This window comes from Salipiger sp. CCB-MM3 (assembly GCF_001687105.1).
Classification (GTDB): Bacteria; Pseudomonadota; Alphaproteobacteria; order Rhodobacterales; family Rhodobacteraceae; genus Salipiger.
Genome location: NZ_CP014595.1, coordinates 2560177 through 2585075 on the forward strand (window position 1 = coordinate 2560177; position 24899 = coordinate 2585075).

Annotated in this window: 25 protein-coding genes, 2 tRNA genes and 1 pseudogene; 14 read left to right on the forward strand and 14 right to left on the reverse strand. The window is 65.3% G+C overall.

The annotated features are described in order from the left end of the window. Positions 1-97: 97 nt before the first annotated feature. Entirely contained in the window at positions 98-1705 is a 1608-nt protein-coding gene (locus AYJ57_RS12305; RefSeq protein ID WP_066105632.1) for a peptide chain release factor 3, read from the reverse strand. An 88-nt stretch (positions 1706-1793) separates the two neighbouring features. On the opposite strand from AYJ57_RS12305, the gene AYJ57_RS12310 reads away from it, so the two are divergent. Continuing rightward, positions 1794-2057, forward strand: coding sequence for a DUF7218 family protein (locus AYJ57_RS12310; protein WP_066105635.1), 264 nt, complete (start codon positions 1794-1796; stop codon positions 2055-2057). Between the two features lie 168 nt (positions 2058-2225). Here the strand turns inward: AYJ57_RS12310 and AYJ57_RS12315 are convergent, their stop codons facing one another. Both AYJ57_RS12315 and AYJ57_RS12320 read right to left on the reverse strand, forming a co-directional pair. Then, entirely contained in the window at positions 2226-3254 is a 1029-nt protein-coding gene (locus tag AYJ57_RS12315) for a Hint domain-containing protein (protein ID WP_157374077.1), read from the reverse strand. Then, complete coding sequence (locus AYJ57_RS12320) at positions 3254-3433, reverse strand: hypothetical protein (RefSeq protein ID WP_066105641.1); 180 nt, start codon at positions 3431-3433, stop codon at positions 3254-3256. Before AYJ57_RS12320 ends, AYJ57_RS12315 begins: the two co-directional genes overlap by 1 nt. A gap of 75 nt (positions 3434-3508) precedes the next feature. On the opposite strand from AYJ57_RS12320, the gene AYJ57_RS12325 reads away from it, so the two are divergent. Together AYJ57_RS12325 and AYJ57_RS12330 are read left to right on the forward strand one after the other, a co-directional pair. Then, a complete protein-coding gene (locus AYJ57_RS12325) occupies positions 3509-4288 on the forward strand; it encodes an SDR family oxidoreductase (RefSeq protein WP_066105644.1) in 780 nt (259 codons plus the stop codon). A 4-nt stretch (positions 4289-4292) separates the two neighbouring features. Continuing rightward, entirely contained in the window at positions 4293-5435 is a 1143-nt protein-coding gene (locus AYJ57_RS12330) for a hypothetical protein (RefSeq protein WP_066105648.1), read from the forward strand. 129 nt (positions 5436-5564) lie between these two features. Here AYJ57_RS12330 and AYJ57_RS12335 read toward each other — a convergent pair whose 3' ends face one another. After that, positions 5565-5921: a hypothetical protein gene (locus AYJ57_RS12335; protein WP_066105651.1), complete on the reverse strand. Its 357-nt coding sequence runs from the start codon at positions 5919-5921 to the stop codon at positions 5565-5567. A gap of 223 nt (positions 5922-6144) precedes the next feature. Between AYJ57_RS12335 and tgt the strand changes: the two genes are divergently transcribed. Then, complete coding sequence (gene tgt / locus AYJ57_RS12340; RefSeq protein WP_066105654.1) at positions 6145-7272, forward strand: tRNA guanosine(34) transglycosylase Tgt; 1128 nt, start codon at positions 6145-6147, stop codon at positions 7270-7272. A gap of 6 nt (positions 7273-7278) precedes the next feature. Here tgt and AYJ57_RS12345 read toward each other — a convergent pair whose 3' ends face one another. Next, a complete protein-coding gene (locus tag AYJ57_RS12345) occupies positions 7279-7458 on the reverse strand; it encodes a hypothetical protein (RefSeq protein ID WP_066105656.1) in 180 nt (59 codons plus the stop codon). Further along, positions 7451-8296, reverse strand: a complete 846-nt coding sequence (locus AYJ57_RS12350) for a hypothetical protein (protein ID WP_066105659.1) — start codon at positions 8294-8296, stop codon at positions 7451-7453. The genes AYJ57_RS12345 and AYJ57_RS12350 overlap by 8 nt, the downstream gene beginning before the upstream one ends. A 271-nt stretch (positions 8297-8567) precedes the next feature. Here AYJ57_RS12350 and AYJ57_RS12355 point away from each other — a divergent pair, with 271 nt between their 5' ends. From AYJ57_RS12355 to AYJ57_RS12370, 4 genes are all read left to right on the forward strand, one after another. Continuing rightward, the gene (locus AYJ57_RS12355) at positions 8568-9659 is read left to right on the forward strand and encodes an alkene reductase (RefSeq protein ID WP_066105661.1); all 1092 of its coding nucleotides are present in this window, start codon (positions 8568-8570) and stop codon (positions 9657-9659) included. A 266-nt stretch (positions 9660-9925) separates the two neighbouring features. Continuing rightward, positions 9926-12331 carry an endopeptidase La gene (lon, locus tag AYJ57_RS12360; protein ID WP_066105664.1) on the forward strand — a complete coding sequence of 802 codons (2406 nt, stop codon included), beginning with the start codon at positions 9926-9928 and terminating at the stop codon, positions 12329-12331. 256 nt (positions 12332-12587) lie between these two features. Then, positions 12588-12662, forward strand: a tRNA-Val gene (locus AYJ57_RS12365). 316 nt (positions 12663-12978) lie between these two features. Then, positions 12979-13054 (forward strand) — tRNA-Val (locus AYJ57_RS12370). A 227-nt stretch (positions 13055-13281) separates the two neighbouring features. Here AYJ57_RS12370 and AYJ57_RS12375 read toward each other — a convergent pair. The 4 genes from AYJ57_RS12375 to AYJ57_RS12390 form a co-directional block, all read right to left on the reverse strand. Then, entirely contained in the window at positions 13282-13461 is a 180-nt protein-coding gene (locus AYJ57_RS12375; protein WP_066105667.1) for a hypothetical protein, read from the reverse strand. 120 nt (positions 13462-13581) lie between these two features. Beyond that, positions 13582-13977, reverse strand: coding sequence for a hypothetical protein (locus AYJ57_RS12380; RefSeq protein WP_157374080.1), 396 nt, complete (start codon positions 13975-13977; stop codon positions 13582-13584). Positions 13978-14233: 256 nt separating this feature from the next. After that, positions 14234-14836 (reverse strand): NrsF family protein, encoded by a 603-nt coding sequence (locus AYJ57_RS12385; protein ID WP_066105671.1) that lies wholly within the window; start codon positions 14834-14836, stop codon positions 14234-14236. Beyond that, positions 14818-15384: a sigma-70 family RNA polymerase sigma factor gene (locus tag AYJ57_RS12390; protein ID WP_193789487.1), complete on the reverse strand. Its 567-nt coding sequence runs from the start codon at positions 15382-15384 to the stop codon at positions 14818-14820. Before AYJ57_RS12390 ends, AYJ57_RS12385 begins: the two co-directional genes overlap by 19 nt. A gap of 190 nt (positions 15385-15574) precedes the next feature. On the opposite strand from AYJ57_RS12390, the gene AYJ57_RS12395 reads away from it, so the two are divergent. The 4 genes and pseudogenes from AYJ57_RS12395 to AYJ57_RS26620 all read left to right on the forward strand — a co-directional run. Further along, positions 15575-15880 carry a BufA1 family periplasmic bufferin-type metallophore gene (locus AYJ57_RS12395; protein WP_066105674.1) on the forward strand — a complete coding sequence of 102 codons (306 nt, stop codon included), beginning with the start codon at positions 15575-15577 and terminating at the stop codon, positions 15878-15880. Positions 15881-15963: 83 nt separating this feature from the next. Continuing rightward, on the forward strand, positions 15964-16806 hold the full coding sequence (gene bufB, locus AYJ57_RS12400) for an MNIO family bufferin maturase (protein ID WP_066105677.1): 843 nt from the start codon (positions 15964-15966) through the stop codon (positions 16804-16806). Then, positions 16803-17564: an HvfC/BufC N-terminal domain-containing protein gene (locus AYJ57_RS12405; RefSeq protein ID WP_066105680.1), complete on the forward strand. Its 762-nt coding sequence runs from the start codon at positions 16803-16805 to the stop codon at positions 17562-17564. Before bufB ends, AYJ57_RS12405 begins: the two co-directional genes overlap by 4 nt. Next, positions 17561-17875: pseudogene (locus tag AYJ57_RS26620) on the forward strand (hypothetical protein); the annotation flags it as partial. The gene AYJ57_RS12405 and the pseudogene AYJ57_RS26620, both read left to right, overlap by 4 nt. A gap of 270 nt (positions 17876-18145) precedes the next feature. On the opposite strand, the gene AYJ57_RS12415 reads toward AYJ57_RS26620, so the two are convergent. Further along, on the reverse strand, positions 18146-18838 hold the full coding sequence (locus AYJ57_RS12415; RefSeq protein WP_066105687.1) for a M48 family metalloprotease: 693 nt from the start codon (positions 18836-18838) through the stop codon (positions 18146-18148). A 207-nt stretch (positions 18839-19045) separates the two neighbouring features. Continuing rightward, the gene (gyrA, locus tag AYJ57_RS12420; protein WP_066105690.1) at positions 19046-21814 is read right to left on the reverse strand and encodes a DNA gyrase subunit A; all 2769 of its coding nucleotides are present in this window, start codon (positions 21812-21814) and stop codon (positions 19046-19048) included. A gap of 192 nt (positions 21815-22006) precedes the next feature. On the opposite strand from gyrA, the gene AYJ57_RS12425 reads away from it, so the two are divergent. Next, a complete protein-coding gene (locus AYJ57_RS12425; protein ID WP_066105693.1) occupies positions 22007-22276 on the forward strand; it encodes an usg protein in 270 nt (89 codons plus the stop codon). Between the two features lie 160 nt (positions 22277-22436). Here the strand turns inward: AYJ57_RS12425 and AYJ57_RS12430 are convergent, their stop codons facing one another. Then, entirely contained in the window at positions 22437-22991 is a 555-nt protein-coding gene (locus tag AYJ57_RS12430; RefSeq protein WP_066105696.1) for a YSC84-related protein, read from the reverse strand. Between the two features lie 142 nt (positions 22992-23133). Continuing rightward, complete coding sequence (gene hemB, locus AYJ57_RS12435) at positions 23134-24144, reverse strand: porphobilinogen synthase (RefSeq protein WP_066105698.1); 1011 nt, start codon at positions 24142-24144, stop codon at positions 23134-23136. A gap of 213 nt (positions 24145-24357) precedes the next feature. On the opposite strand from hemB, the gene AYJ57_RS12440 reads away from it, so the two are divergent. Next, positions 24358-24882 (forward strand): component of SufBCD complex, encoded by a 525-nt coding sequence (locus AYJ57_RS12440; protein WP_066105700.1) that lies wholly within the window; start codon positions 24358-24360, stop codon positions 24880-24882. The last annotated feature ends 17 nt before the right edge of the window (positions 24883-24899 follow it).

A 24899-nucleotide genomic window follows, 5' to 3' on the forward strand; every position in this document is an offset into this window, starting at 1 on the left:
CGGCGCCGCGAAAATGTGATTTCGCGGCGCCGGATCGGGTAAAATGACGTTGGGTCAGGGGCTTGGCCTGTGCAGTGATGCAACAGGCGGCTCGGGATCAGACCATCATTTCCTTGGTCGCCGAGAGGGTCACGCCCGGATAGTCGCGCTCGACCCGGTCGATGTCCCATTGCATGCGCGTCAGGTAGACGATGTCGCCGTCGTTGTCGTGGGCGATGTGCTGCTTGTTGGCGTTGGTGAATTTCTCCACCGCCGCCTTCTCGCCATGCACCCAGCGCGCCGAGGTGAACTGCGAGGGCTCGAAGCGCACCGGCAGCGAATATTCCTGCTCGATCCGCGCGCCCAGAACCTCGAACTGCAGCGCGCCGACGACGCCGACGATATAGCCCGAGCCGATCGACGGCTTGAAGATTTTCGCCGCGCCTTCCTCGGCAAACTGGAACAGCGCCTTTTCGAGGTGCTTGGCCTTCAGCGGATCGCCCGCCCGCACGCTCTGCAGCAGTTCCGGCGCGAACGACGGGATGCCGGTGACCTTCAGCGCCTCGCCCTCGGTCAGCGTGTCGCCGATGCGCAGCTGGCCGTGGTTGGGGATGCCGATGATGTCGCCCGCCCAGGCCTCTTCGGCAAGCTCGCGGTCGGCGGCAAGGAAGAGCACCGGGTTGGAGATCGCCATGGGCTTCTTGGTGCGCACATGGGTCAGCTTCATGCCACGCTCGAAATGCCCGGACGACAAGCGCACGAAGGCGACGCGGTCGCGGTGCTTGGGGTCCATATTGGCCTGCACCTTGAAGACGAACCCGGCGACCTTCTTCTCATCGGGGGCAATCTGCCGGGGCGCGGCGGAGGTCGGCTGCGGCTCGGGGGCCAGCTCGCCGATGCCATCCATCAGTTCCTTCACGCCGAAGGAGTTGATCGCAGAGCCGAACCAGATCGGCGTCATATGACCTTCGAGCACCGACTGCGGGTCGAGCGCGGGAAGAAGCTCGCGCGCCATTTCGATCTCTTCGCGCAGCTGCTCGAGCAGTTCGGCGGGGACGTGTTCGGCCAACTTCGGATCGTCGAGGCCGCTGATCTTGATCGATTCCGCCACGCGGTTGCGGTCGGCCCGGTCCATCAGTTCCAGCCGGTCGTGGATCATGTCGTAGCAGCCGAGGAAATCGCGCCCCATGCCGATCGGCCAGCTGGCAGGCGTCACGTCGATGGCGAGGTTTTCCTGAATTTCGTCGATGATCTCGAAGGTGTCGCGCGCCTCGCGGTCCATCTTGTTGCAGAAGGTCAGGATCGGCAGGTCGCGCAGGCGGCAAACTTCAAACAGCTTGCGGGTCTGGCTTTCCACACCTTTTGCGCCGTCGATCACCATGATCGCCGCATCCACCGCGGTCAGCGTGCGGTAGGTGTCTTCGGAGAAGTCCGAGTGGCCGGGCGTGTCGACGAGATTGTAGCGGAACTGCCCGTATTCGAACGACATCGCCGAGGCGGAAACCGAGATGCCGCGCTCCTGCTCCATCTTCATGAAGTCCGAGCGCGTGCGCCGCGCTTCACCCTTGGCGCGGACCTGTCCGGCCATCTGAATGGCCCCGCCGAAAAGCAGGAACTTTTCGGTCAGCGTGGTCTTGCCCGCATCCGGGTGCGAGATGATCGCGAAGGTGCGGCGCCGCGCGATCTCGGGCGGCAGGGTGGGGCGGTTCGAAGCGGTGTCCAGCATGAGCGCGCGTATAGGTCCGCGAGGTGCTTTTGTCTATGGGGAACCGCGCGCTGCGGCGCGGGGTTGAGCACGGGAAAGGAGACCTGCCATGACCCGCGACCACGGCCCCTCGATCAAGGACGATAAGCTCTACTCCGATCTGCGCGACGATGGCTATTCCAAGGAAAAAGCCGCGCGTATCGCCAACGCCAAGGCCAACCCCGACATGCACCCGTCGAAGAAGGGCGGCAAGGCGCCGCCCTATGAGGAGTGGACGAAAGACGCGCTTTACGAGCGCGCGCAAGAGATCGATATCGACGGTCGCTCGAAGATGACCAAGGATCAGTTGATCGACGCTTTGCGCGACCACTGAGCGCCGCGCGGGCGGCAACCTCGGGCCGGCGTATTTGGAAAGAGAAGAAGCCCTTTTCGTCTTCCTCTTGGCGGAAATATCCCGGGGGAGGCCGCGTCAGCGGGCGGGGGCAGAGCCCCCAATGGGACGCGCTGTCATTGTCGTGCCATTACCATCGTGGCTTGGGCTTTATCCCACCGACGAGCGTCGCAGCAAATCGGCGACGTCGGGCCGCTGCAGCATGACTTCCTGCACCTCGATCTCCGGCTGATCCGTGGCGCGGTGGCGCGGCAGCAGGGCAGCGAGCTGTTCGGAGAGTTCCGCGGGCAGCGCTGCGCGGGTGCGCGTGTCGACCAGCATGGATTCGGCGGCGATGCCCTCGGCATAGATGATCTGATGGTGATCGAAGAGCATCTGGTAATATTCCACGAAGCCGCCCTGCTGCTGCAGGATGCTCTCGCCGTTGAGCAGGTGGCGGGCGCGAACCAGAAGCTCGGCGCGTCCGGCGCCCAGCCGGTCGCGGCGCTGGTAGATGAACAGCCGGTGATCGGGGCTGACCAGCAGATCGCGCGCATTGTTGAGCGCCCCGGCGCGGATCAGGATCGGTGCGAAGGCGCCGCTGGCCCGCACCACCTGATGGCCGATCCAGCGGATTTCCTGCGGGCCGTCGTCGCGGGTCAGCACGCGGTCGCCCAGTTGCAGATCCTCGACGGGTCGCTGCACGCCCGAGGCCATGGTGATCAGCGTGCCGCGGGTGAACGAGACGCAGGCCGCTTGCGCGAATTTGGCCAAAGCATCCTGCGTCGACACGCCGACCAAAGCGTAATCCTTGCGCGGCTGCATCGGCGCGAGCGGCATGAGGTATAACTCGGTCACCAGACCTTCGGCATCGGTTTCGACCAGAACGATCGCTTCGATGATGGCGCCGTCGCCGCTCATGAACAGCAGGCAGCTGTCGAGATGTAGCTCTGCGCCTGCGGTGCCGGTCTCGCTGCCGGGCGCCACTTGGAAGGGCGACGCGGCGGCGGGCAGCAGCGACAGGCGGCAGGGGCGCGCCAAGGGCGAGAGCGCGTAGACATCGTCTGGCTGCAGATCGTCAGCAAAGCTCAGCCCGTCGCCGAGGTTGGCGCCGCTCACCACGCGCAGATGCGCGCCGCGATAGACGCTCACGCTGTGCAGTGCGCGGGTGGCTTCGGTCTGCAAAGGGGCTCTTGCCATCACTCGTCTCTACCGTTCATGCGCAGCAGGGTCTGCGCGCTCGTCTCTCCGGCCCGCTTGCCGATCTGCTTGCCGTTCGTGGTCCCAAAGGGCTGCGCGACCTGTCGCAAAGCCAGCGGCGTCGCGAAGCCAATGACCACGTAGCGCGCGGCGCAGGAATGGCCGAGCCTACACCCCATTGTATGCCAAGGGAATGTGTCATCATATGGCCCCGAGCCCGGCGTTTTGCCGGCAGACGACAAGAGGAGAAAGACATGGATCTCGGGATTTCGGGCAAGACGGCGCTGGTCTGCGCATCGTCCAAGGGGCTGGGACGCGGCTGCGCCGAGGCGCTGGCAGAGGCTGGCTGCAACCTCGTGATGAACGCGCGCGGCGCCGAAGCTCTGGAACAGGCGGCCGAGGAGATCCGCAGCACCTATGGTGTCGAGGTCGTCACGGCGGCTGCCGATATCGTCTCGGAAGACGGGCGCGCGCAGGTGCTGGAACTGGCGCGCGGCGCCGACATCCTTGTGACCAACGCCGGCGGTCCGCCCCCGGGTATCTGGAGCGACTGGGATCGCAGCGATTTCCTCAAGGCGCTGGACGGCAATATGCTGACCCCGATCGCGCTGATGCAGGCGCTGCTGCCGGGGATGATGGAGCGCGGCTGGGGCCGGGTGGTCAACATCACCTCGCGCTCGGTGAAAGCGCCGATCCTGCAGCTGGGTCTGTCGAACTCGGCGCGGGCGGGTCTGACAGGCTTTGTCGCGGGCACCTCGCGGCAGGTGGCCGAGAAGGGCGTGACCATCAACAACCTGCTGCCGGGGGTGCATGAGACCGCGCGCATCGTGCAGATGGACACGCATGACGCCGAGCGCACAGGACGCCCGATCGCCGAGATCAGCGCCGAGCGCGCGTCGGGCATTCCGACCCGCGAATACGGGCAGGCGGCGGATTTCGGCAAGATGTGCGCCTATCTGTGTTCGGTGCACGCGCGCTTCATCGTCGGGCAGAACATCGTTCTGGACGGCGGCGAGACGCTGGCGACGATCTGAGCCGATGGCACGGGGACCGGACGGGCAGGGCGGGGGCGCGGGCTACTCGCTCGCCGATCAACTGTTCAACCGCGGCACGCTTGGCGTTCTGGCGCAGGAATATTCCGTCCTGCCGGGGTTCGCGCCCGACCGGTTCATCGAGACCGCTTTGCCGCGTTTCGAGGGGCTGGGCGTGCATGCGCGGCTGGAGGTGATCGCCGAGGCGCTGGCCGAGCAGCTTGCTTCGGATTTCCCCGAAATGGTGGATCAGGTGGAGGCGGCGCTGCCGTCGCCGCTTGACCCCAGCTTGCGCGACGATGACTTCGGGCGGTTCATCCACGCGGTGCCCGGGGTTCTGGCCATGCGTCACGGGATGGACCACCCGGAGCGCGCCCTCGATCTGCTGCACGCGGCCACGCAGCGGTTTTCCATGGAATACGCCATTCGCCCGTTCCTCAACCGCTGGCCCGATCAGGTGCTGGCGCGGCTCGACGCTTGGGTGGAGGACCCGCATTACCATGTGCGGCGGCTGGTCTCGGAAGGGACACGGCCCAAGCTGCCTTGGGGGATGGGCATCTCGCTCGACCCACTGCTGCCGCTGCGCTTTCTCGATGCGCTGCATGGGGATGAGACGCGCTTTGTCACGCGCTCTGTTGCCAATCACCTCAACGACCTGTCGAAGATTGCGCCCGATGCGGTGCTTGGGCGGCTCGAGGACTGGCAGTCCGGCGCGCGGCAGGACGCCAAGGAGTTGGACTGGATGACCCGCCACGCGCTGCGCACGGCGGTGAAGCGGGGTGAGCCACGGGCGCTGGCGCTGCTTGGCTATCGCGCGGACCTGCCGGTGCGCGCGCAGCTGAGCCTCGATCCGCCAAGCCTGCCCATCGGCGAGACGCTGGAGATTGTCGCAGAGATCGAGGCGCCGGAGGGTGGCGCCGTGATGGTGGATTACCGCCTGCGCTTCCACCGCCCGAAGGGCAGCGCCGAAAAGGTGTTCAAGCTCAGATCGGTGCAGCTGAAGCCGGGGCAGAGGCTGCGGCTGGTGAAACGGCACCGCATGAAAGGCGATGCGACCACCTTCCGGCTGCACCCCGGCCCGCATGCGGTGATCCTGCAGGTGAACGGGCGCGACGTGGCGGAGGCCGCCTTCGATCTGCGCGAGGCTTAGGGCGCTTCATTCCGCTTCATTCCATTGGGGACACGAAGGACGCTATGGCGCTCAATGAGTGCGCGCCGGCCCGGCGGTGCGGGTTGGCGCCATGCGCGGGGTAAGCGGAAGCGACGTCAGCGTCAGCCGTTACGAGCCGGAATAGCCTGAGGTGCTGATGATGCCTGTGGGAACGCCGGTGTCGAGCATCGCGGCGCAGCCGGAGTGGGCATCTTGGAAGCCGATCACCGAGGCATTGAGCAAAAGATGCCAGCTGGCGTGATAGCCATAGGCCTGCGCGCGTGAATAGGCGCAGCCGTCGGAGGTGATGAAATAACGGCCCTGATAATCGAGCGGGGGCACATCGTCGCCCGCATGGGCGGTTTGTATGCCAAGCAGGCTGAGCGCGAGGGCGCCATAGACAAAGTATTTTCCAGAATGCGAAAGCGCCCCGGGCCTTCGGCGCGGGGTGGTGTGGTCGGTCTTTCGGGGGGCAAAGCGGATCATGCAAGGCTCCATGGTTGAGGTGACAGGGGTTGAGGTGACAGGGCCTAGGGTGCGCTGCAAATCTGAACTGCACCTCAAAATTTAGGATTTTAGAAATCTTTGGGCGCGGCGCGCTGGGCACCGCTTGCGGCAAAGGCAGGGAGTTGCGCAGCATAGGGTGGTATCGGGGAGGCGCGCGCCAAACCGCTTGGCAAATCCTGCGCTTTGGGGCAGAGGGAAGCACATGAGCCAGACCTCCTTTACCCTGTCCGGGCGGGACGGAGCAGCGCGCACCGGGGTGATCTCTACCCCGCGCGGCGAGATCCGCACCCCCGCCTTCATGCCCGTCGGCACCGCTGCCACCGTCAAGGCGATGCTGCCCGAAAGCGTGCGCGCCACCGGCGCCGATATCCTGCTGGGCAATACCTATCACCTGATGCTGCGCCCCGGTGCCGAGCGCGTTGCGCGCCTTGGCGGGCTGCACAAGTTCATGAACTGGGAGCGCCCCATTCTGACGGACTCGGGCGGCTTTCAGGTGATGAGCCTTGCCGGGCTGCGCAAGCTCACCGAGGAGGGGGTCACGTTCAAGAGCCATATCGACGGCTCGAAGCACATGCTCTCGCCGGAAAGCTCGATGGAGATTCAGCGGCTGCTCGGCTCGGACATCGTGATGTGTTTCGACGAATGCCCGGCGCTGCCCGCCGACCGCAAGCGGATCGAAGAAAGCATGCGCCTGTCCATGCGGTGGGCGCAGCGCTCGCGCGATGCCTTCGGCGACCGGCCGGGGCATATGCTGTTCGGCATCCAGCAGGGCGGGCTCGAAGAAGACCTGCGCGGTGAGAGCGCCGAGGCGCTGAAATCCATCGGCTTTGACGGCTATGCCGTGGGCGGGCTCGCCGTGGGCGAGGGGCAGGAGGCGATGTTCAAAGTGCTCGACTTCGCCCCCGGCCAGCTGCCCGAGGACAAGCCGCGCTATCTGATGGGGGTGGGCAAGCCCGACGATATCGTTGGTGCGGTGAAGCGCGGCATCGACATGATGGACTGCGTGCTGCCCTCGCGCTCGGGTCGGACCGGGCAGGCGTGGACGCGCCGCGGCATGGTCAACATCAAGAACGCCCGCCATCAGGACGACCCGCGCCCGCTCGACGAGCATTGCAGCTGTCCGGCCTGCCGCAGCTACTCGCGCGCCTATCTGCACCATGTCTACCGCGCGGGCGAGATGATCTCGGGGATGCTGCTGACGTGGCACAACCTGCACTATTATCAGGAACTGATGCAGGGCCTGCGGGACGCGATCGCCAGCGGCACTTTCGCCGCCTTCGAGGAAGAGTTCCACGCCCAGCGGGCCGAAGGGGACATCCCGTCGCTCTGAGGCAGGTCAGTTACGGCTTTTGGTAAGCGCGATGACAAGCAGCCAGAGCGCGCTCAGACCGGCGAAGCTGGTGACGAAGAGCGCCTGATAGCCCGCGTCGGTGGTGGGGCCGACCCATGAGGTGAGCGCCGCTGCAATGAGCGCGAGGAAGAGATAGGGCAGGGCCGCGCTCAGCAGATCAGGCATCTTGCTGCCATCCGGACATGAGCGCGGCGCGCAGGGCTGACAGCAGCTCTGCGCCTTGCGTGTCGGCCCATGTCCTCAGCCGCAGACGGGCGTAGGCCCAAAGGCCGAGGCGATCCTCCAGCACGTCGCCATAGCGTTCCTCATCTGCGATGTCGCGGTCCCACCGGGCAAACCGTGCCTGCGCCTCTTCGGGATCGTTCACGTTGGACAGATCGTCAAAGAGGATCGGTCGCCCCGGATCGGCAAAGCTCGCGCCGGGCTGCCATGCCATCAGGAAGGGGCCGCGCCGCGATGGGTTGAGCTGCCCGCTGTCCACCGCCGCCCCGATCGCCAGATCGGCGGTCTCGAAGCGATAGCGCTGCAGGGCGATGGCGCAGGTCTCGCCGGGAGGGGCTTGGCGCGCGCGCGCGGCGGCGGCAGAGCTTTGCATGGGCCAGACGGTGACCACGACACGTTCAGAGGAGGGCCGCTCGGGCTGGGTGTCCGCAGGGGCGCTTAGGGACGCGACGAAGGCACGACAGATCATCGCGGCGCGCGCGGCTTCGGGGTCGCTGCTGCCTCTTGGGAACTGCGGCCCGCGGGCAAATGCGATCACCCCAAAGGCCCCGAAATCGCCCGGAGAAAGATCGCCGGGCCCTGCAAGCAGCCGCGCCGAGCCATGATAGAGCGCGCGCCCGGTCTGCCTTTCGAGGCTGCTGGGCGAAAAGGCCGGGGCAGAGCCACCCGGCGGCCCAGTGGTTGAGAGTTTCGACGAGGCACTCCGAAGCGGCGCATAGGCCGCGTCCGGCAGGCTGGCAAAAAGCACAATGAGCAAAACGGCGGGCAAAATATGGTGCATGACGCGGCTGATAGATCAAAAATCCTGGGTGAAATAGTTGCGTATTAATATACCTATGATTGTATCACGAAGGCCGGACCATGTGAACGGCCAGTGACTTGCAGCGCGGCGGCAGCCATTGAAACGTTCGGCACATCGCCAGTCATGCGTTCCGTGCAATTGTGCACATCGCTTTGCGCGCTTGCCGCAGCGCGGCGCGCGCTTATCTCTCGTTTCCCATGCCGGCCACCCTGGTCGGCAAGACACTGGACCCAAGCAAGGGAGAGACTTCATGACCGAGGCGCTCTTTACCCCGTTCACCGCAGGTGCCATCGAGATGGCCAACCGCGTGGTGATGGCCCCGCTCACCCGCAGCCGTGCCGACAATGACACCGCCGAAGTCGGCGACCTGCACGTGGAATACTACCGCCAGCGCGCTGGCGCAGGGCTGATCATCACCGAAGCCTCGCAGATCTCGGCGCAGGGCAAAGGCTATATCAAGACCCCGGGCATCTATTCCGAAGGCCAAGTGGCCGCGTGGAAGAAGGTGACCGATGCGGTGCACGCCGAAGGCGGCAAGATCGTCATCCAGCTGTGGCACGTGGGCCGCATCAGCCACACGTCTATTCAGCCGGACGGGCAGGCCCCGGTCGCGCCCTCGGCGATCCCGGCAGGCGCCAAGACCTTCACGGTCGATGGCCCGGCGGAAACCTCCACGCCGCGCGCGCTGGAGACCGAAGAGCTGGCCGGCATCGTCGCCGACTACCGCCACGCCGCCCGCGCGGCGATCGAGGCTGGTTTTGACGGCGTCGAGGTGCATGGCGCCAATGGCTATCTGATCGACCAGTTCCTGAAGACCGGCGCCAACAAGCGCGAGGACCAATACGGCGGCTCGATCGAGAACCGCGCGCGTTTCCTCTTTGAGGTGCTGGATGCGGTCACCGACGAGATCGGCGCCGATCGCACCGGCCTGCGTCTGTCGCCCTTCTCGCCAGCCAATGGCATCGACGATGACGACCCGCAGCCGCTGTTCGAATATGTGGTGAAGAAGCTGAACGCCTATAACCTGTCGTATCTGCACGTGGTCGAAGGCGCCACCGGCGGCCCGCGCGAGCTGGCCGAGGGCGAAAGCCTCGAGGCGCTGCACAAGCTCTATGAGGGCGTCTGGATGGGCAACAACGGCTATGACCGCGAGATGGCCATCGAGGCCGTCAAGAGCGGCAAGGCGGATCTGGTGGCCTTTGGCCGTCCGTTCATCTCGAACCCCGATCTGGTGACGCGCCTGCAAAAGAACGCGCCGCTGAACGAGGGCGACCAGAACACCTTCTATGCGGGCGGGGAGGAAGGCTACACCGACTACCCCACCCTGAGCGACGCCGCCTGACCGGGCGGTGAAGAGGCGCGCCACGCGAGTGTTAACCCGTGTTGCCGTTAAGGCTGTTGCAAGGTTTTCGCGTGGCGCGCCTCTATTCTCTCGCCATAGGCGAATTGGCGGCTTGCGCCCGGCGCAGCGGAGCGTCACATTGGTGAGAACGGGTCCCGCGCGCTTGAAAAGTTAACGCCCGCGCCCCACCTGAATACTCCGACAGGGGACGGCAAGGGTCGCCGATATCCGGGGCCAGACCGTCCTGCCACTAGCAAGGAATGCGTATGCAACAGCCTCTCAACACATCCTATCCGGTGCTGCCGCTGCGGGACATTGTTGTGTTTCCGCATATGATCGTGCCGCTCTTCGTGGGGCGCGAAAAATCGGTGCACGCGCTGGAAGAGGTTATGGCCGACGACAAGCAGATCCTGCTTGCCGCCCAGATCGACCCGTCCGTGGACGATCCCGATTCCGACGGCATCTATCGCGCTGGCGTGCTGGCCAACGTGCTGCAGCTGCTCAAGCTGCCCGACGGCACCGTGAAGGTGCTGGTCGAGGGGCAGGCGCGCGTGAAGATCACCGAATATATCGACAATGACCGCTTCTTCGAAGCCAAGGCCGAGTATCTTTCCGAGATGCCGGGCGACACCGCCGCGATCACCGCGCTGGTGCGCACCGTCGGCGAAGAGTTCGAACGTTACGCCAAGGTCAAGAAGAACATCCCCGAAGAGGCGCTCTCGGCGGTGTCCGAAACCACCGATCCGGCCAAGCTGGCCGACCTCGTGGCGGGTCACCTCGGCATCGAGGTGGAACAGAAGCAGGAGCTTCTGGAAACGCTGCCCGTGAGCGAGCGCCTCGAGAAGGTCTATGGCCTGATGCAGGGTGAACTGTCGGTTCTGCAGGTCGAGAAGAAGATCAAGACCCGCGTCAAGAGCCAGATGGAGAAGACCCAGCGCGAGTACTATCTGAATGAGCAGATGAAGGCCATTCAGAAGGAACTTGGCGACGGCGAAGATGGCCAGAACGAGATCAATGAACTGGCCGAAAAGATCGAGGCCACCAAGCTCTCGAAAGAGGCCAAGGAAAAGGCCGAGGCCGAGCTCAAGAAGCTGCGCAATATGAGCCCGATGTCCGCCGAGGCGACGGTTGTGCGCAACTATCTCGACTGGATGCTGTCGATCCCGTGGGGCGTGAAAAGCCGCGTGAAGAAGGATCTGGGCCGTGCTCAGGAAATCCTCGATCACGATCACTATAGCCTCGAGAAGGTCAAGGAACGGATCGTCGAATATCTCGCGGTTCAGGCGCGCAGCCAGAAGCTGAAGGGCCCGATCCTCTGCCTCGTCGGCCCGCCGGGCGTGGGTAAGACCTCGCTGGGCAAGTCGATGGCCAAGGCCACTGGGCGCGAGTTCATCCGCATCTCGCTGGGCGGCGTGCGGGACGAGTCCGAGATCCGCGGCCACCGCCGGACCTATATCGGCTCAATGCCGGGTAAGATCATCCAGGCGCTGAAGAAGGCGAAAACCACCAACCCGCTCATCCTGCTCGACGAGATCGACAAGATGGGGCAGGACTTCCGTGGCGATCCCGCATCGGCAATGCTCGAGGTGCTCGATCCCGAACAGAACGGCACCTTCGTCGATCACTACCTTGAGGTGGAGTACGATCTGTCGAACGTAATGTTCGTGACGACCTCGAACTCGTACAACATGCCCGGCCCGCTGCTTGACCGGATGGAGATTATCCCGCTCTCGGGCTACACCGAGGACGAGAAGCTCGAGATCACCAAGCGTCACCTGCTCGACAAGCAGATCAAGGCGCATGGTCTGAAGAAGGGCGAGTTCACCATCACCGATGAGGCGCTCACCGACATTCTGCGCTATTACACGCGCGAGGCCGGTGTGCGGAACCTCGAGCGGGAAGTGGCCAAGATCGCGCGGAAAGCCGTGACCAAGATCGTCAAGGGCGAGACCAAACACGTCGAAGTCACGCGCGAAAATCTCGACGACTTCCTCGGCGTGAAGAAATACCGCTACGGTCTGGCCGAGGACGAGAACCAAGTGGGGGTCGTCACCGGGCTTGCGTATACGTCGGTCGGCGGCGATCTGCTGCAGATCGAAGCGCTGCGCCTGCCGGGCAAAGGCCGGATGAAAACCACCGGCAAGCTTGGCGACGTGATGAAGGAGTCGATCGAGGCCGCGTCGAGCTATGTGCGCTCGATCTCGCCGCAGATCGGGGTGAAACCGCCGAAGTTCGACAAGATGGACATCCACGTCCACGTGCCGGACGGCGCCACGCCCAAGGACGGCCCTTCGGCCGGTCTTGCGATGGTGACGGCGATTGTCTCGGTGCTGACCGGCCTGCCGGTGCGCAAGGACATCGCCATGACCGGCGAGGTCACCCTGCGCGGCAATGCGTCGGCCATCGGCGGGCTCAAGGAGAAACTGCTCGCGGCTCTGCGGGGGGGCATCAAGACGGTGTTCATTCCCGAAGAGAACGAGAAGGACCTCGCCGAGCTGCCTGACAACGTGAAGCAGGGGCTCGAGATCATCCCGGTCAAGCACGTCTCGGAAGTGCTCGAGATGGCGCTGATCGGCAAGCCCCAGCCCATCGAGTGGGACGAGGAGGCTGAAGAGGCCGCCGCCGCCCTGCGTGCGAAGGAAGAAAAAGCCACGGGCGCGACGGCGCATTAAGCTGCTGTCATCTAAAGCTTCAGGGGCGGGCCTTCGGGTCCGCCCCTACTTCATGAGGCCCCATCAATCCTCAAACGCCGCTTCGTCTAGAGAAAAATATCCCGGGGAGTCCGCGCAAGCGGACGGGGCAGAGCCCCAGTTTTTATCCCGGGCGCGGGCCGATGCAGTTGCCCTCACGTCGGGCGAAAAATTTGTGAATTTTTTGCTCTGATCCCTCTTGCGCCCCCCCGGTCCTATCAGTAAAAGCCCGCCTACCGGGTGATTAGCTCAGTGGTAGAGCGCTTCGTTCACATCGAAGATGTCAGGAGTTCAAATCTCTTATCACCCACCATTTTTTCTAAAGGCGCGCTGACCGGTTTCCCCGAGGCGCGCCTTTTTCCTTTCCAGATCAAGCCATCAGTCCCGATAGCGCAGCAGCCAGGCGTCCTGTGTTCAAGGAGTCGCGAAAGCCTCGCCATGCGTTTGCTCGCCCGCAGCCAAAGGCCAAACAGCCGCCCGTTTCGCCGATCTGGCACCGGATAGCTGGCCGCATTGCACCCCGTCGGACCGCCATGAAGGCAGTGGAGCGAGACCGCGCAGAAGGATCGACAGATTGACGAAGGATGAGGCTTGAAAGCCGCCGCAAGCTTGGCTAAACCGCCCCTCACGGGTGATTAGCTCAGTTGGTAGAGCGCTTCGTTTACACCGAAGATGTCGGGAGTTCGAGTCTCTCATCACCCACCATTTTCCCATACGATCAATGTTTTAAATGGTGCCCGAGTGGGGCTGGGGCTTCGCTTTGCCGCGGTTTTCCCGTCTTGGCGCATGTGATCCCGTTCAGCCGCGGCTTGGCTGTTCTCAAAGATTCGGCGCGCTGTGGCGCATGCGCTCTGGGATGCGCGCAGACCTCTTCAGGTGGGCGAAAATATCCCCATACGCCTGACAGGCGACCTCAACCGAAAGCGGAAATCTCACAGCGGCGTGCCAGTGACCGAGCGCCCGCGCGAGAGGTAGCCGCAAGCCTCGGCGATGCCGGCGCTGCAGGCGACGGTCAGCACCTCGGCCTCGCTTGGCTTACGCGCAGCGCAGGCCCCAAGCGCGAGAAGCGCGGCGCAGGCAAAGGCGGTGAAGATCGGTCGAACAGGGGTCATTGAGTGGTCCTCATACCGCGATGAAGCCTCAGTTCCCAGCCCGATGCAAGCGCTGCAGCAAAAGGGGCCGCGGCGATGCGCGGCCCCCGGCGTCGTTCAGTCGTTCAGTCGGTCACGCGATCAGCGATAGGACAGCGATCTGATCATCGCGGCTTTCTGAGCCTCGGGCTTGCTCGAGGCGATGATCGCCAGCGCGTCGCCAAAGTGCTGCGCCGACATGTTCTGCATCTCGGCATCGGTCAGGTAGCGCCCCACGCTGTTCAGCTGGTGGGTCGAATAGGTGCGCGGCACCGCGCCACTGGTTGCAAGATATTCGACGCGCGTCGTGGCCCGGCGGTCGGACTGGCTGTTCCGGGTCATGGTGAACGCGTCGAGGATTTCACTGCGGTCGAGCAGGCTGATCACCGAGTCGGGCACATATTGCGAGAGTTGGTCGATCAGGGAGTTCTGCGCGGCGGCAGGGCTGCCGCTGGCGAGCGCCAGCGTCATGGCGGAAACGGCTAGAAGGGACTTCATGGCTTTTCCTTTCGGGGTCTGAATTCGTCTCTGAAATAAGGAATTCAAACAACTCGGCCCGGAAATATCGGACCGTTTGGGGCATGGCGAAAAACTTGGGCGGGAGAGGCGAGAGGCCCGTCCGACGGAGGTTCGGCAGCCTATGGGGACGGGTGGCATGCCGAAGATGCCCCATGAATGTACTTAACATAAAACGGCGCGCGGCGGAAGGTGGCAGCCTGTGTCAATGCCGGAGAACCCTATAGGGGGGGAGGGGTTAAACCCCCAGCCAGCGCCGTCCTGCAAGCCGTCCGACAAAGCCGCAGAGCACAATCGCAAGACCGTACCAGAGCAGGAAGAAGGCGGCGCTGTCCTCGTCGCAATGCACCGCATAGACCGCCGCCGCAGCAGCGCCCGCGAACAGCCCGGCAAGCATACCGGTGCGCGCGGGCCGGGGGTCGATCCGGTGCCGCAGGCCGCGGAAAAGGGCGATGGCGATCGGCAGGGCGAGCGCCGGGATCGACAGCAGACATTGCCACAGCGACTGCCCCAGAACGTCACCGCCCGAGAGTGCCGACAGCAGCCAGCCCGCGACGCTGGCGGCGGCCAGCAGCCCCAGCGGCCAGAGCGGCACCTGCGCTTCGGGATCGCTGCCCCGCAGCACGGCCCAAGCAAGGCCCGCCAGCACCACCGGAAGCCCCTGTTTGACCAGCAGCGGCAGCATGAGCAGCACATCAGGCCATCCCGGACGCATGCCCCAGAACACCAGCATCAGCACTATGGAAATCGCGACGCCAAAGGCCATCCGCCAATGCAGGTTCGGGCGCTTTGCGGGCATATCGTCGGCGCTGAGCGCGGCGATCAGCTCATCGGTTTCCATTCTTCCTCCTTTCTGGCCGCGTCGGCCAGTCGTCGCAGCGCCCGGTGCAGCGCGACGCGCAGCGCGCCGGGGCTGAGATCGAAATCCTTCGACAGTGTCTCGGCGTCAACGCCATTCACTGCATGTTCACGCACCAGCGCCGCGTCGCGCGCGGGCAGCCGCGCCAGCGCCTGTTCCAGATGCAGCCCCGCCAGCGGATCGACCGCAGGGGCGTCGAGCCCCGGATGATCCTCGACCGGCTCATGCGGGGCCTTTGGGGTCTTGCGCAGCACGTCGATCGCCTTGTGCTTCACGATCACCCGCACCCAAGGCATCAGCGGCCGCGACGGGTCCCAGCTGCCGCGCTTGAGGTGGATCGACAAGAGCGCCTCCTGCACCACGTCCTCGGCCAGATGCGCGTGCTGGCCGCGCAGATCGCTGGCGGCCATGGCGCGCATGCGCGGCACCAGCCGCGCGAGGCAGGCGGCATAGGCCTTGCGGTCACCGCCGAGCGCGGCGCGCATCAGCGTCTCGATCTCTTCGTCCTGTCCGCGTGCGGGGGCTTTCATCGGCGTCCGGTCCGGTCCTGCTCTTCGGGCATCTGACTGCGCATACGGGCGCGCGAGGCGCCGCGTTACAGCGCCCACGGAATATTTCCAGACTATCACAGAAGCGCGAGCGCCGTAACAAATCCCCCCGCCATGCCGAAGACCCCGGTGCAGACGATGAAGTCTGCGAGCCAATTCTGGAGAGACTGACATGACCATTCACAGCAAACATCTCGCCCTCGCCGGTGCCGTCGCCGCCGGTCTCGCGCAAATGACCGGCGCCGCCCACGCCCAAGAGCAGGAGAAGTGCTACGGCGTCGCCATGGCGGGCGAGAACGGCTGCGCCGCGGGCCCCGGCACCACCTGCGCCGGCACCGCCTCGGTGGATTATCAGGGCAACGCTTGGACACTGGTGCCCGCCGGGACCTGCGCCGAGATCGAGCTGCCCGCCATGGCCGATGGCATGGCCCGTATGGGCTCGCTCGTGCCGCTGGAGCGCGACCTGCCGACGGGCTGATCGCCCCAGCGCGATGCGCGCGGCGGCCTGCTTCGGGTTGCCGCGCGCCCCTGTCCCCAAGCGCCTTGAGGGAGGCTCTGACAATGCACCCGACCCATCTGCCCAACACCGCTGGCATCGGCTTCAAATCCCAGCATTTCGACGATCTTGCCAGCCCCGGCGCGGTACGCTGGCTGGAGATCCACGCCGAGAATTACATGGTCGACGGCGGTCCGCGGCTCGCCATGCTGGACGATCTGCGCGCGCGCTTTCCGATCTCAGTGCATGGCGTCGGGCTGTCGATTGGCGGCGCCGAGCCGCTCGACCGCGCGCATCTGGCCCGGCTCCGCCGCCTGATCGACCGGGTCCGCCCGGCGCAGTTTTCCGAGCATCTCGCGTGGTCGACCCATGAGGGCACCTATTTCAGCGACCTGCTGCCGCTGCCCTATACCGAGGCCACGCTGGCCCGTGTTGCCGCGCATGTAGAGGAGGTGCAGCAAAGCCTCGGCCTGCGGATGCTGCTCGAGAACCCCTCGAGCTACGCGGTCTTTGCCGAGAGCACGATGAGCGAAACCGATTTCCTTGCGCAGGTGGCCCGGCGCACCGGCTGCGGGCTGCTGCTGGACATCAACAACGTCTTCATCTCCGCCAGCAACCTTGGCACCTCCGCTGCCGCCTATCTCGCCGATTATCCGGTCGAGGAGGTGGGCGAGATTCACCTTGGGGGCTACGCCGAAGAGGACGACGGGCAGGGCGCGCCGCTGCTCATCGACACCCATGGGGCGCCGGTGGCCGATCCGGTCTGGGCACTCTATGCGGATGTCATCGCCCGCATCGGCCCGCGCCCGACGCTGATCGAATGGGACAATGACGTGCCCGATTTCGCCACCCTCGAGACCGAGGCCGCGCGTGCATCGCAGGTCATGGCACGGCGGAGAGCGGCATGAGCGGGCCGGGCGCTTTCACGCAAACCTTTGCCAGCGCGCTTCTGTCGCCCGAGGCGCCGCGCCCGGCGGCGCTGCGCGATCCCTCGGGGGCGGCGGCCACGCGGCGCTATGACGTCTACCGTAACAACGTCAGCGTCGCGCTCACCGAGGCGCTGGCGGCGGCCTTTCCGGTGGTCGAGCGTCTGGTGGGCGAGGCATACTTTCGCGCCATGGCCCGCGCCTTCGCGCAAGCGCACCCGCCGCGCAGCCCGGTGATGGCGACCTATGGCGCAGAGCTTGCCGATTGGATCGCGGACTTCCCGCCGCTGGCCGCGCTCTCCTACCTCGCGGATGTGGCCCGCATCGAGCAGGCGCGCCGCGACGCCAGCCAATCTGCCGACGCCGCGCCGCTGGCGCCCGGCGTGCTGGCGGGCCTGCCACCCGAAGCTTTGGCGGCGCTCTGCCCGCGCCTTCACCCGGCGCTGCGGGTGCTGACCCTCGGCCCCTCGGCATTGGCAATCTGGGCGCGCAACGCGGCGCGGCCCGATCTGGCGCAAAGCCGCGCCAGAGAGGTTCTGGTCAGCCGCCCGCATCTCAAGGTGCTGACCCTTGCCGCACCAGAGGGGACAGCAGCCACGCTGCGCGCCCTTGCCCGCGGCACCCCGCTCGGCGCTGCGCTGCCCATCGGCGCAGATCACGCCGCCATCTTCGGATGCCTGTTCGAGGCCGGTGCCTTTGCCGCAGACGATGCCCTCACCCACGGAGACCCAGCCCCATGACCCATGTGCTCAGCCATACCGCCGCGCCGGACCTGAAGGCGCATCTACTGCGCGCCGAGGGCGCGCTTCTCGCCGCTGCGCCGGGGCTGCTTGGTCTTGCCGGGCGCGCGGTCTTTGCCGCCACGCTGGCGGGTTTCTTCTGGTCCTCGGCTCTGACCAAGATCGACGGCTTCGGACTCTCGCTCAACGGCTACGCGCAGATCTTTCCGCGCGCCATGGCGGCGGTGAATTATGACGCCAGCCAGCTTGGCCTCGCCGCGCATCTGGTGGTTGCCGCGGGCACCGCAGCGGAGCTTATCCTGCCGCTGCTGCTGATCCTTGGCCTTGCCACGCGGCTCGCCGCATTGGGCATGCTGGGCTTCGTGATTATCATGAGCCTCACCGACATCATCGGCCATGGCGTCGATGCCTCGGCCATCGGCGCGCTCTTCGACCGCCAGCCGGATGCGCCGATCCTCGATCAAAGGCTGCTCTGGGGCTTTCTGTTTACCACGCTCGCACTGACCGGAGGCGGGTGGCTGTCGCTCGACCGCTGGCTGCGCCGCCGCTGGCTGCGCGCGTGTTCCGGGCAGGGCGCGGCTTCAGCTTTCGACCGCCGTCCAACGCGCTTCCAGCGCCTCGAGCGCCGCAATCCGCTCGGAGGTCTTGGGGTGCGAGAGCAGCCACGCGGGCGTGCCGCGCCCGCCGCCGCCGCTCAGCGCTTCCAGCTTGGTGAAAAGCGACTTCTGCGGCCCGACGCCGATCCCGGCCTTGTGCAGCAGCGCGGCGGCATAGGCATCGGCCTCATATTCATCGCCGCGCGACAGCCGCGCCGCCAACAGCGAGGTGAGCGCATTGGCGATGAGCGGCCCGAGCCCGGGAATGAAGCGCGCAAAGACCATGACCAGCGCCGCGCGGATCGCGTTCTGGCCGGAAAAATCGATCATCCGCCGCCGCGAGTGCCCCAGCGCCACATGGCCCAGCTCATGCGCGATGACCGAGGCCAGTTCCTCGGCGCTCACCTCGCCCGCCTTGTAGCGATCATAGAAGCCGCGCGTGATGAAGATCCGCCCGTCCGGCGCCGCCAGCCCGTTGACCGGCGCGATCTCATAGATGTTCACACGGATCCGCGGCAGGTCGAGCGCCGCCGCCATCCGGTCGGTCAGCGCCTTGAGCTTCGGGTCGGCCAGTTCGGTCGAGCGGCCATCAAGCTCGCGCGCGGTGCGCCACGCCGAGAAGTGATAGGCGACGACGGCATAGGCGATGGCCAGCAGGATCGGCATGAACTTCAGCATGGGGCCAATATGGGGATGCGGGCAGGGCGCGCCAAGCCCTCATCGGGTGGGACTTGCGAGGCGGACAGATTGCGTATTTTGGGAACAATGAAAGTCTTCGCCGGCTGACAGCCCTTAGACTTCATTGTTCTTCAAATAGGCAAAGAAAAACGCCCCGGCCATGGAGAGGCCGGGACGTCGTAATCGCTTTCAAGCTGGCGCCGGGGATCACTCCTCGGATGCTTCTCCATCTGCCTCACCGGCCACCTCGTCCTCGTCGCCCTGATCGGCGATCCAGGCGACCGAGACCACGACCTCACCGGCGCGTGTGTTGAACACCTTCACGCCGCCGGCGTTGCGCGAGCGGAACGAGATGCCCTCGACCGGCACGCGGATCGACTGGCCAGTGGAGGTGGCGAGCATGATCTGATCGTCCATCTCGACCGGGAAGGAGGCCACGATCTCGCCGCCGCGCATGGATTTCTCCCATGCGGTGACGCCAAGCCCGCCGCGACCGCGCACCGGGTAGTCGTGGCTGGAGCTGAGCTTGCCGAGGCCCTTTGCGGTGATCGTCAGGATCAGGTTCTCGACTGCCGACATCTCGGCGTAGCGCTCGGCAGGCAGCAGGCTGTCGGCGTTGCCTTCCTCCTCTTCCGAAGCCTCGGCCTCATCGGCGATCCCGGCCATGGCCCGGCGCATCTTGAGGTAGGAAGCGCGCTCGTCCGAGGTCGCGTCGAAGTGCCGGATCACCGACATCGAGACCACTTCGTCACCATTGTTGAGCTTCACGCCGCGCACACCGGTGGAGTTGCGCGAGTTGAACACCCGCACGTCCGGCACCGGGAAGCGGATGGCGCGGCCCGAGTCGGTGACCAGCATCACGTCGTCGTCTTCCGAGCAGATGCGCGCGTTGATCAGGCGCATGTCCTCGCCGTCCTCGAACTTCATGGCGATCTTGCCGTTCGATTTGACGTTGGTGAAGTCAGACAGGCGGTTGCGGCGCACCGAGCCCTTGTTCGTGGCGAAGACGATCTGCAGATCGTCCCAGTCGTCCTCGGGGCGGTCCACCGGCATGATCGCCGCCACCGACACGCCCTGCGGGATCGGCAGGATGTTGACGATGGCCTTGCCCTTGGACGTGCGGCCCCCCTGCGGCAGGCGCCAGCATTTGAGCTTATAGGCCATGCCGTCGGTGGTGAAGAACAGCAGCTGCGTGTGGGTGTTGGCCACGAAGAGCTGGGTGACCACGTCGTCCTCTTTGAGGCCGCCGCCCGACAGTCCCTTGCCGCCGCGCTTCTGGGCGCGGAAATCGGCCAGCGGAGTACGCTTGATATAGCCCGACTGGGTGACCGTGACGACCATGTCCTCACGCTCAATCAGATCCTCGTCGTCCATGTCGCCGGCCCAGTCGACGATCTCGGTGCGGCGCGGCACGGCGAACTGGTCCCGGACCGCGATCATCTCGTTCGAGATGATCTCGAGGATGCGCTCGCGCGAGCCGAGGATCTCGAGGTATTCCTTGATCTTCCCGGCGAGATCTTCGAGCTCGTCGGTGACCTCTTTCACGCCCAGCTGGGTGAGGCGCTGCAGGCGCAGCTCGAGGATGGCGCGGGCCTGCGTTTCCGACAGGTTGTAGGTGCCATCCTCGTTCATCTTGTGGGTCGGATCGTCGATCAGACGGATGAACGGCGCGATCTCCTCGGCCGGCCAGCGGCGGGTCATCAGCTTTTCACGCGCTTCCGAAGCATCGGCCGAGGCGCGGATGGTCGCCACCACCTCGTCGACATTGGCCACCGCCACGGCAAGGCCGCAGAGGATATGCGAGCGTTCCCGCGCCTTGCGCAGCAGATAGGCGGTGCGGCGGGCGATCACGTCCTCGCGGAAGTCGAGGAAGGCGGTGAGGAAGGCGCGCAGGGTCAGCTGCTCGGGCTTGCCGCCGTTCAGCGCCAGCATGTTGCAGCCGAAGCTGACCTGCATCGGGGTGAAGCGGTAAAGCTGGTTGAGCACCACTTCGGCGGTGGCGTCCCGCTTCAGCTCGACCACCACGCGCACGCCGGAGCGGTCGCTCTCGTCCTGCACATGGGCGATGCCTTCGATCTTCTTCTCACGCACGCATTCGGCGATGCGCTCGATCATCGTCGCCTTGTTCACCTGATAGGGGATCTCGTCGATGACGATGGCGTAGCGGTCCCGGCGCAGCTCTTCGATGCGGGTCTTGGCGCGGATGATCACCGAGCCGCGGCCCTCGAGATAGGCCTTGCGCGCGCCGGAGCGCCCAAGGATCACGCCGCCCGTCGGGAAGTCGGGGGCGGGGATATAGTCAATGAGCTGCTCGGACGAGAGGTCCGGGTTCTCGATCAGCGCCAGCGTCGCGTCGATCACTTCGCCGAGGTTGTGCGGCGGGATGCGCGTCGCCATGCCCACGGCGATGCCCTCGGCGCCGTTGACCAGCACGTTGGGATAGCGCGCGGGCAACACCACCGGCTCGTTGCGCTCGTTGGCGTAGTTCGGAACGAAATCCACCGTGTCCTTCTCGATGTCCTCGAGCAGGGCTTCGGCGGTGCGGTCGAGACGCGCCTCGGTGTAACGGTAGGCCGCGGGCGGATCGCCGTCCATGGAGCCGAAGTTGCCCTGACCGTCGATCAGCGGCAGCGACATGGAGAAATCCTGCGCCATGCGGACCAGCGCGTCATAGACCGCCGAGTCGCCATGCGGGTGGTAGCGGCCCATCACGTCGCCGACGGCGGTCGCGCATTTGCGGTAGGACTTGGACTTGGTCTGCCCGTTCTCCCACAGCGTGTAGAGAATGCGCCGATGCACAGGTTTTAGGCCGTCGCGCAGATCGGGGATCGCGCGGCTGACGATGACGCTCATGGCGTAGTCGAGATAGCTCGACTTCATCTCGTCGATGATCGAGATCGCCGGCCCGTCGTAAGAGGAACGCTCGGGGCGCGGGGTTTCGTCTTCGTTTTCAGGGGTTTCCGGCGTGTCGTTCACGTTGCTCGCCCGTCCGTGATTTCTCTATATCTTGTTACAGCGAGTTATATCAGATGCTAGGTGTTGGGCGCAATGGCGCCGGGTTCCGATTTCTGGCAGCCACCGCGCATGGTGGCTAACATACTGTTTTCGTTGAAAACTAAGAATGCTCGCGGCACGCTTGTTACATGGTTGTCATGCGAGGTAAAGCCAATGGAGCAGAGCGCCACGGAACTGATGCTGAAGGGCTATGGGCTGACCACGGCCGAGCTTTTCTACCGGATGCCCGATTATCGCAACGTGCTGAACACATTTGTCTGGCAGGAGTATGATCTCGCGCCGGACCATCCGCGGCTCTTCAAGTTCATTGAGTTCTGGCAGGATGAGATCGAGGGGCCGCTGCATTCCGTGCGCTTCACCCACCGCAAGATGCTCTCGGGCGGCGAGTGGCGGCAGGTGGTGGGCGAGTTCCATTACCACTGACGCGGCGCTACCCGCGCGGCCGGATTATGCGTATTTTAAAAGAGAAGAAGGGCCCGGCATCGCGCGCGGGCCCTTCTTCTCTTTAGAAATACGCCGGGGGTGAATTCGCGCAGCGAAGAGGGGGCAGCGCCCCCTCATGCGGCCCGTTTCCGCTTTCGTATCAGGGAATGATACGGGTGTATTTCACGCCTTCCAGCGTCGCGCCGAGATGCAGGCCCGATTTGCCGAAGATCACCGCAATGATCGGGGCCAGCGAGGTGGTGGTCTCTGCCGCCAGCGTCTCGCCGCCCTCGGGGATGGCGTATTCGATGTTGGCGCCCGCGGCCCAGCCCGGCGAGCGGCGGAAGTTCATCAGCGATTCCTCGGTCATGAAGAACAGCACATGCGCATATTGCTGGGCGCCGATCTGCAGCCCGCCGGATCCCTTGACCACCGAGTAGTAATCCACCGTGGCGCCGTTCACCCGCAGCGCGCCGCGGCCATAGGCGCCGCCGAGCCCGAGACCGGCTTCGGTCACCAGCGGCATCACCAGCATGCCCGAGGATTTCGCCTGCAGGTTCCGTGTGCCGGGATATTGCGCGAACATCTGGCTCAGCGTCGCATCGACGCGCGCGTCGATGGTGGCCGCGCCGCTGCTGCCCACGCCATTGCCACAGGCGGCCAGAAGCCCCGTGGCGCCGAGCCCGATAAGGAGTCCCCGTCGAGTGTTGTTCATTCTGCTCGTTCCTCGTCGATCTACGGGCCGGCATGTCCCGGCCAAGCCTCACTGTCCGGCTGTCCCGCCGGTTGTCTGGCGCAAGTATAGGCAGGCCGCGCGGGCCTGTCACTAGATCATGCGCGGACGCGGCGGCAGCCCGCTAGCCGTTGAGCAAACGCGCGGCGGCGGGGGCGAAATAGGTCAGCACCCCGTCGCAGCCCGAGCGTTTGAAGGCGATCAGGCTCTCGAGCATGACCTTGTCGCGGTCGAGCCAGCCGTTCTCGAAGGCGCCGGCCAGCATCGCGTATTCGCCCGACACCTGATAGGCGAAGGTGGGGGCGCCGAACATGTCCTTGGCGCGGCGGCAGATGTCGAGATAGGGCATGCCGGGCTTGACCATGATCATATCGGCGCCTTCGAGCAGGTCGCGCTCGATCAGCCGCATCGCTTCGTCGGAATTGCCGGGCTGCATCTGATAGCTTTGCTTGTCACCCGCCAGCGCGCCCTTGAGCGCCCCCGAAGCGCCCACCGCGTCGCGGAAGGGCCCGTAGAAGCCCGAGGCATATTTCGCCGCATAGGTCAGCAGCAGCACGTTCTGGAAGCCCTCGCGTTCCAGCTCGGAACGGATCGCGCCGATGCGCCCGTCCATCATGTCCGACGGGCCGATGATATCGGCCCCGGCGCGGGCCTGGCTCAGCGCCTGTTTCACCAGCGCCTCGACGGTGCGGTCGTTGACGATCTCGCCATTCTCGATGAAGCCGTCATGGCCGGTGATATTGTAAGGATCGAGCGCCACATCGGTCATCACCGCGATATCCGGCACCGCGTCCTTGATGGCGCGGGTGGCGCGGTTCGACAGGTTCTCGGGGTTCCACGCCTCGGCGCAATCCTCGGTCTTCAGCGACGGATCGGTATAGGGAAAGAGGCAGATCGCCGGGATGCCGAGCGCATGCGCCTCGCGCGCCGCCTCGACCACCTTGTCCACCGACAGCCGGTTCACCCCGGGCATCGAGGCGATGGGCTCCGAAATGCCTTCGCCATCGCGCACGAAGACCGGCCAGATGAAATCGCCGGGCGTGAGCTGCGTCTGCTGGGTCAGGGCGCGGATCGCAGGGGATTTGCGCAACCGGCGCAGACGTGTGGCAGGAAAGGCGGCAATCACGGGTTTCATCGGGCGTGTCCTTCGTATCCCTTGTCAAGGTTTCCCTTGGGTGGCATGGAAAGACGCCTGTCACAAGGGCTGCCGCCCGGGCAGGGAACACCTCTGCGAGACCGGCGATGGCGCCGGGGCCCGCCCGCGCGCCGGGCTGGGGCGGCCTCGACCAAGGCCCCGCGGGCAAAAGGGAATGGGCCGCTGCGGCCCGGCTGAAAGAGTGGATACGCCGTGGACCTGACCGGCCTCGTCTCCGAAACCATCGACCTTCGGTCGTTTTCCAACCTGTGGTTCTGGATCGCGCTCGCCGTCACATGGTCGAGCACCAGCCATTGGGTGCTGGGCGTGCCCTTCGACATGGTGGGCCGGGCGCGCCGTCAGGGCGGGCAGGCGGCGCTGGACCTAGAAGACATGGTGCGCATCAACGTGAACCGGCGGCTCTTTATCATCGAGACGGCGGGGCTCTGGGTCGTCGGGCTTGGCGCGGCGGTGCTGACCATGCTGGCAAGCCTCGGCTTCTGGTACGATATCGAACTGGCGCAGGCGCTGTTCCTGCTCGGCTTCCCGCTCTCTTTGGTGGGGCTGATGGGCATCGCCACCGCCGAGCGTATTCGCAACCGGCGCCTGAGCGGCGAGGCGCTGTGGCGCAAGCTGACGGTGCATCGCTTCTGGACGCAGGTGATCGGCATGATCTCGATCTTCGTCACCGCCATGTGGGGCATGTATCAAAACCTCGGGCACGGCGTTCTCGGTTGACGCGGCGCTGCGGGCGC

Coding starts and splice junctions, on each gene's coding strand:
- lon (WP_066105664.1), top strand. CDS start 9,926: ATGCAACAGCCTCTCAACACATCCTATCCGGTGCTGCCGCTGCGGGAC.
- AYJ57_RS12345 (WP_066105656.1), bottom strand. CDS start 7,458: ATGCCTGATCTGCTGAGCGCGGCCCTGCCCTATCTCTTCCTCGCGCTC.
- AYJ57_RS12405 (WP_066105680.1), top strand. CDS start 16,803: ATGAGCGGGCCGGGCGCTTTCACGCAAACCTTTGCCAGCGCGCTTCTG.
- tgt (WP_066105654.1), top strand. CDS start 6,145: ATGAGCCAGACCTCCTTTACCCTGTCCGGGCGGGACGGAGCAGCGCGC.
- AYJ57_RS12305 (WP_066105632.1), bottom strand. CDS start 1,705: ATGCTGGACACCGCTTCGAACCGCCCCACCCTGCCGCCCGAGATCGCG.
- AYJ57_RS12430 (WP_066105696.1), bottom strand. CDS start 22,991: ATGAACAACACTCGACGGGGACTCCTTATCGGGCTCGGCGCCACGGGG.
- AYJ57_RS12390 (WP_193789487.1), bottom strand. CDS start 15,384: ATGAAAGCCCCCGCACGCGGACAGGACGAAGAGATCGAGACGCTGATG.
- AYJ57_RS12395 (WP_066105674.1), top strand. CDS start 15,575: ATGACCATTCACAGCAAACATCTCGCCCTCGCCGGTGCCGTCGCCGCC.
- AYJ57_RS12320 (WP_066105641.1), bottom strand. CDS start 3,433: ATGGGGTGTAGGCTCGGCCATTCCTGCGCCGCGCGCTACGTGGTCATT.
- AYJ57_RS12380 (WP_157374080.1), bottom strand. CDS start 13,977: ATGAAGTCCCTTCTAGCCGTTTCCGCCATGACGCTGGCGCTCGCCAGC.
- bufB (WP_066105677.1), top strand. CDS start 15,964: ATGCACCCGACCCATCTGCCCAACACCGCTGGCATCGGCTTCAAATCC.
- AYJ57_RS12415 (WP_066105687.1), bottom strand. CDS start 18,838: ATGCTGAAGTTCATGCCGATCCTGCTGGCCATCGCCTATGCCGTCGTC.
- AYJ57_RS12330 (WP_066105648.1), top strand. CDS start 4,293: ATGGCACGGGGACCGGACGGGCAGGGCGGGGGCGCGGGCTACTCGCTC.
- AYJ57_RS12350 (WP_066105659.1), bottom strand. CDS start 8,296: ATGCACCATATTTTGCCCGCCGTTTTGCTCATTGTGCTTTTTGCCAGC.
- AYJ57_RS12425 (WP_066105693.1), top strand. CDS start 22,007: ATGGAGCAGAGCGCCACGGAACTGATGCTGAAGGGCTATGGGCTGACC.
- AYJ57_RS12335 (WP_066105651.1), bottom strand. CDS start 5,921: ATGATCCGCTTTGCCCCCCGAAAGACCGACCACACCACCCCGCGCCGA.
- AYJ57_RS12315 (WP_157374077.1), bottom strand. CDS start 3,254: ATGGCAAGAGCCCCTTTGCAGACCGAAGCCACCCGCGCACTGCACAGC.
- AYJ57_RS12355 (WP_066105661.1), top strand. CDS start 8,568: ATGACCGAGGCGCTCTTTACCCCGTTCACCGCAGGTGCCATCGAGATG.
- AYJ57_RS12310 (WP_066105635.1), top strand. CDS start 1,794: ATGACCCGCGACCACGGCCCCTCGATCAAGGACGATAAGCTCTACTCC.
- AYJ57_RS12375 (WP_066105667.1), bottom strand. CDS start 13,461: ATGACCCCTGTTCGACCGATCTTCACCGCCTTTGCCTGCGCCGCGCTT.
- AYJ57_RS12325 (WP_066105644.1), top strand. CDS start 3,509: ATGGATCTCGGGATTTCGGGCAAGACGGCGCTGGTCTGCGCATCGTCC.
- hemB (WP_066105698.1), bottom strand. CDS start 24,144: ATGAAACCCGTGATTGCCGCCTTTCCTGCCACACGTCTGCGCCGGTTG.
- AYJ57_RS12385 (WP_066105671.1), bottom strand. CDS start 14,836: ATGGAAACCGATGAGCTGATCGCCGCGCTCAGCGCCGACGATATGCCC.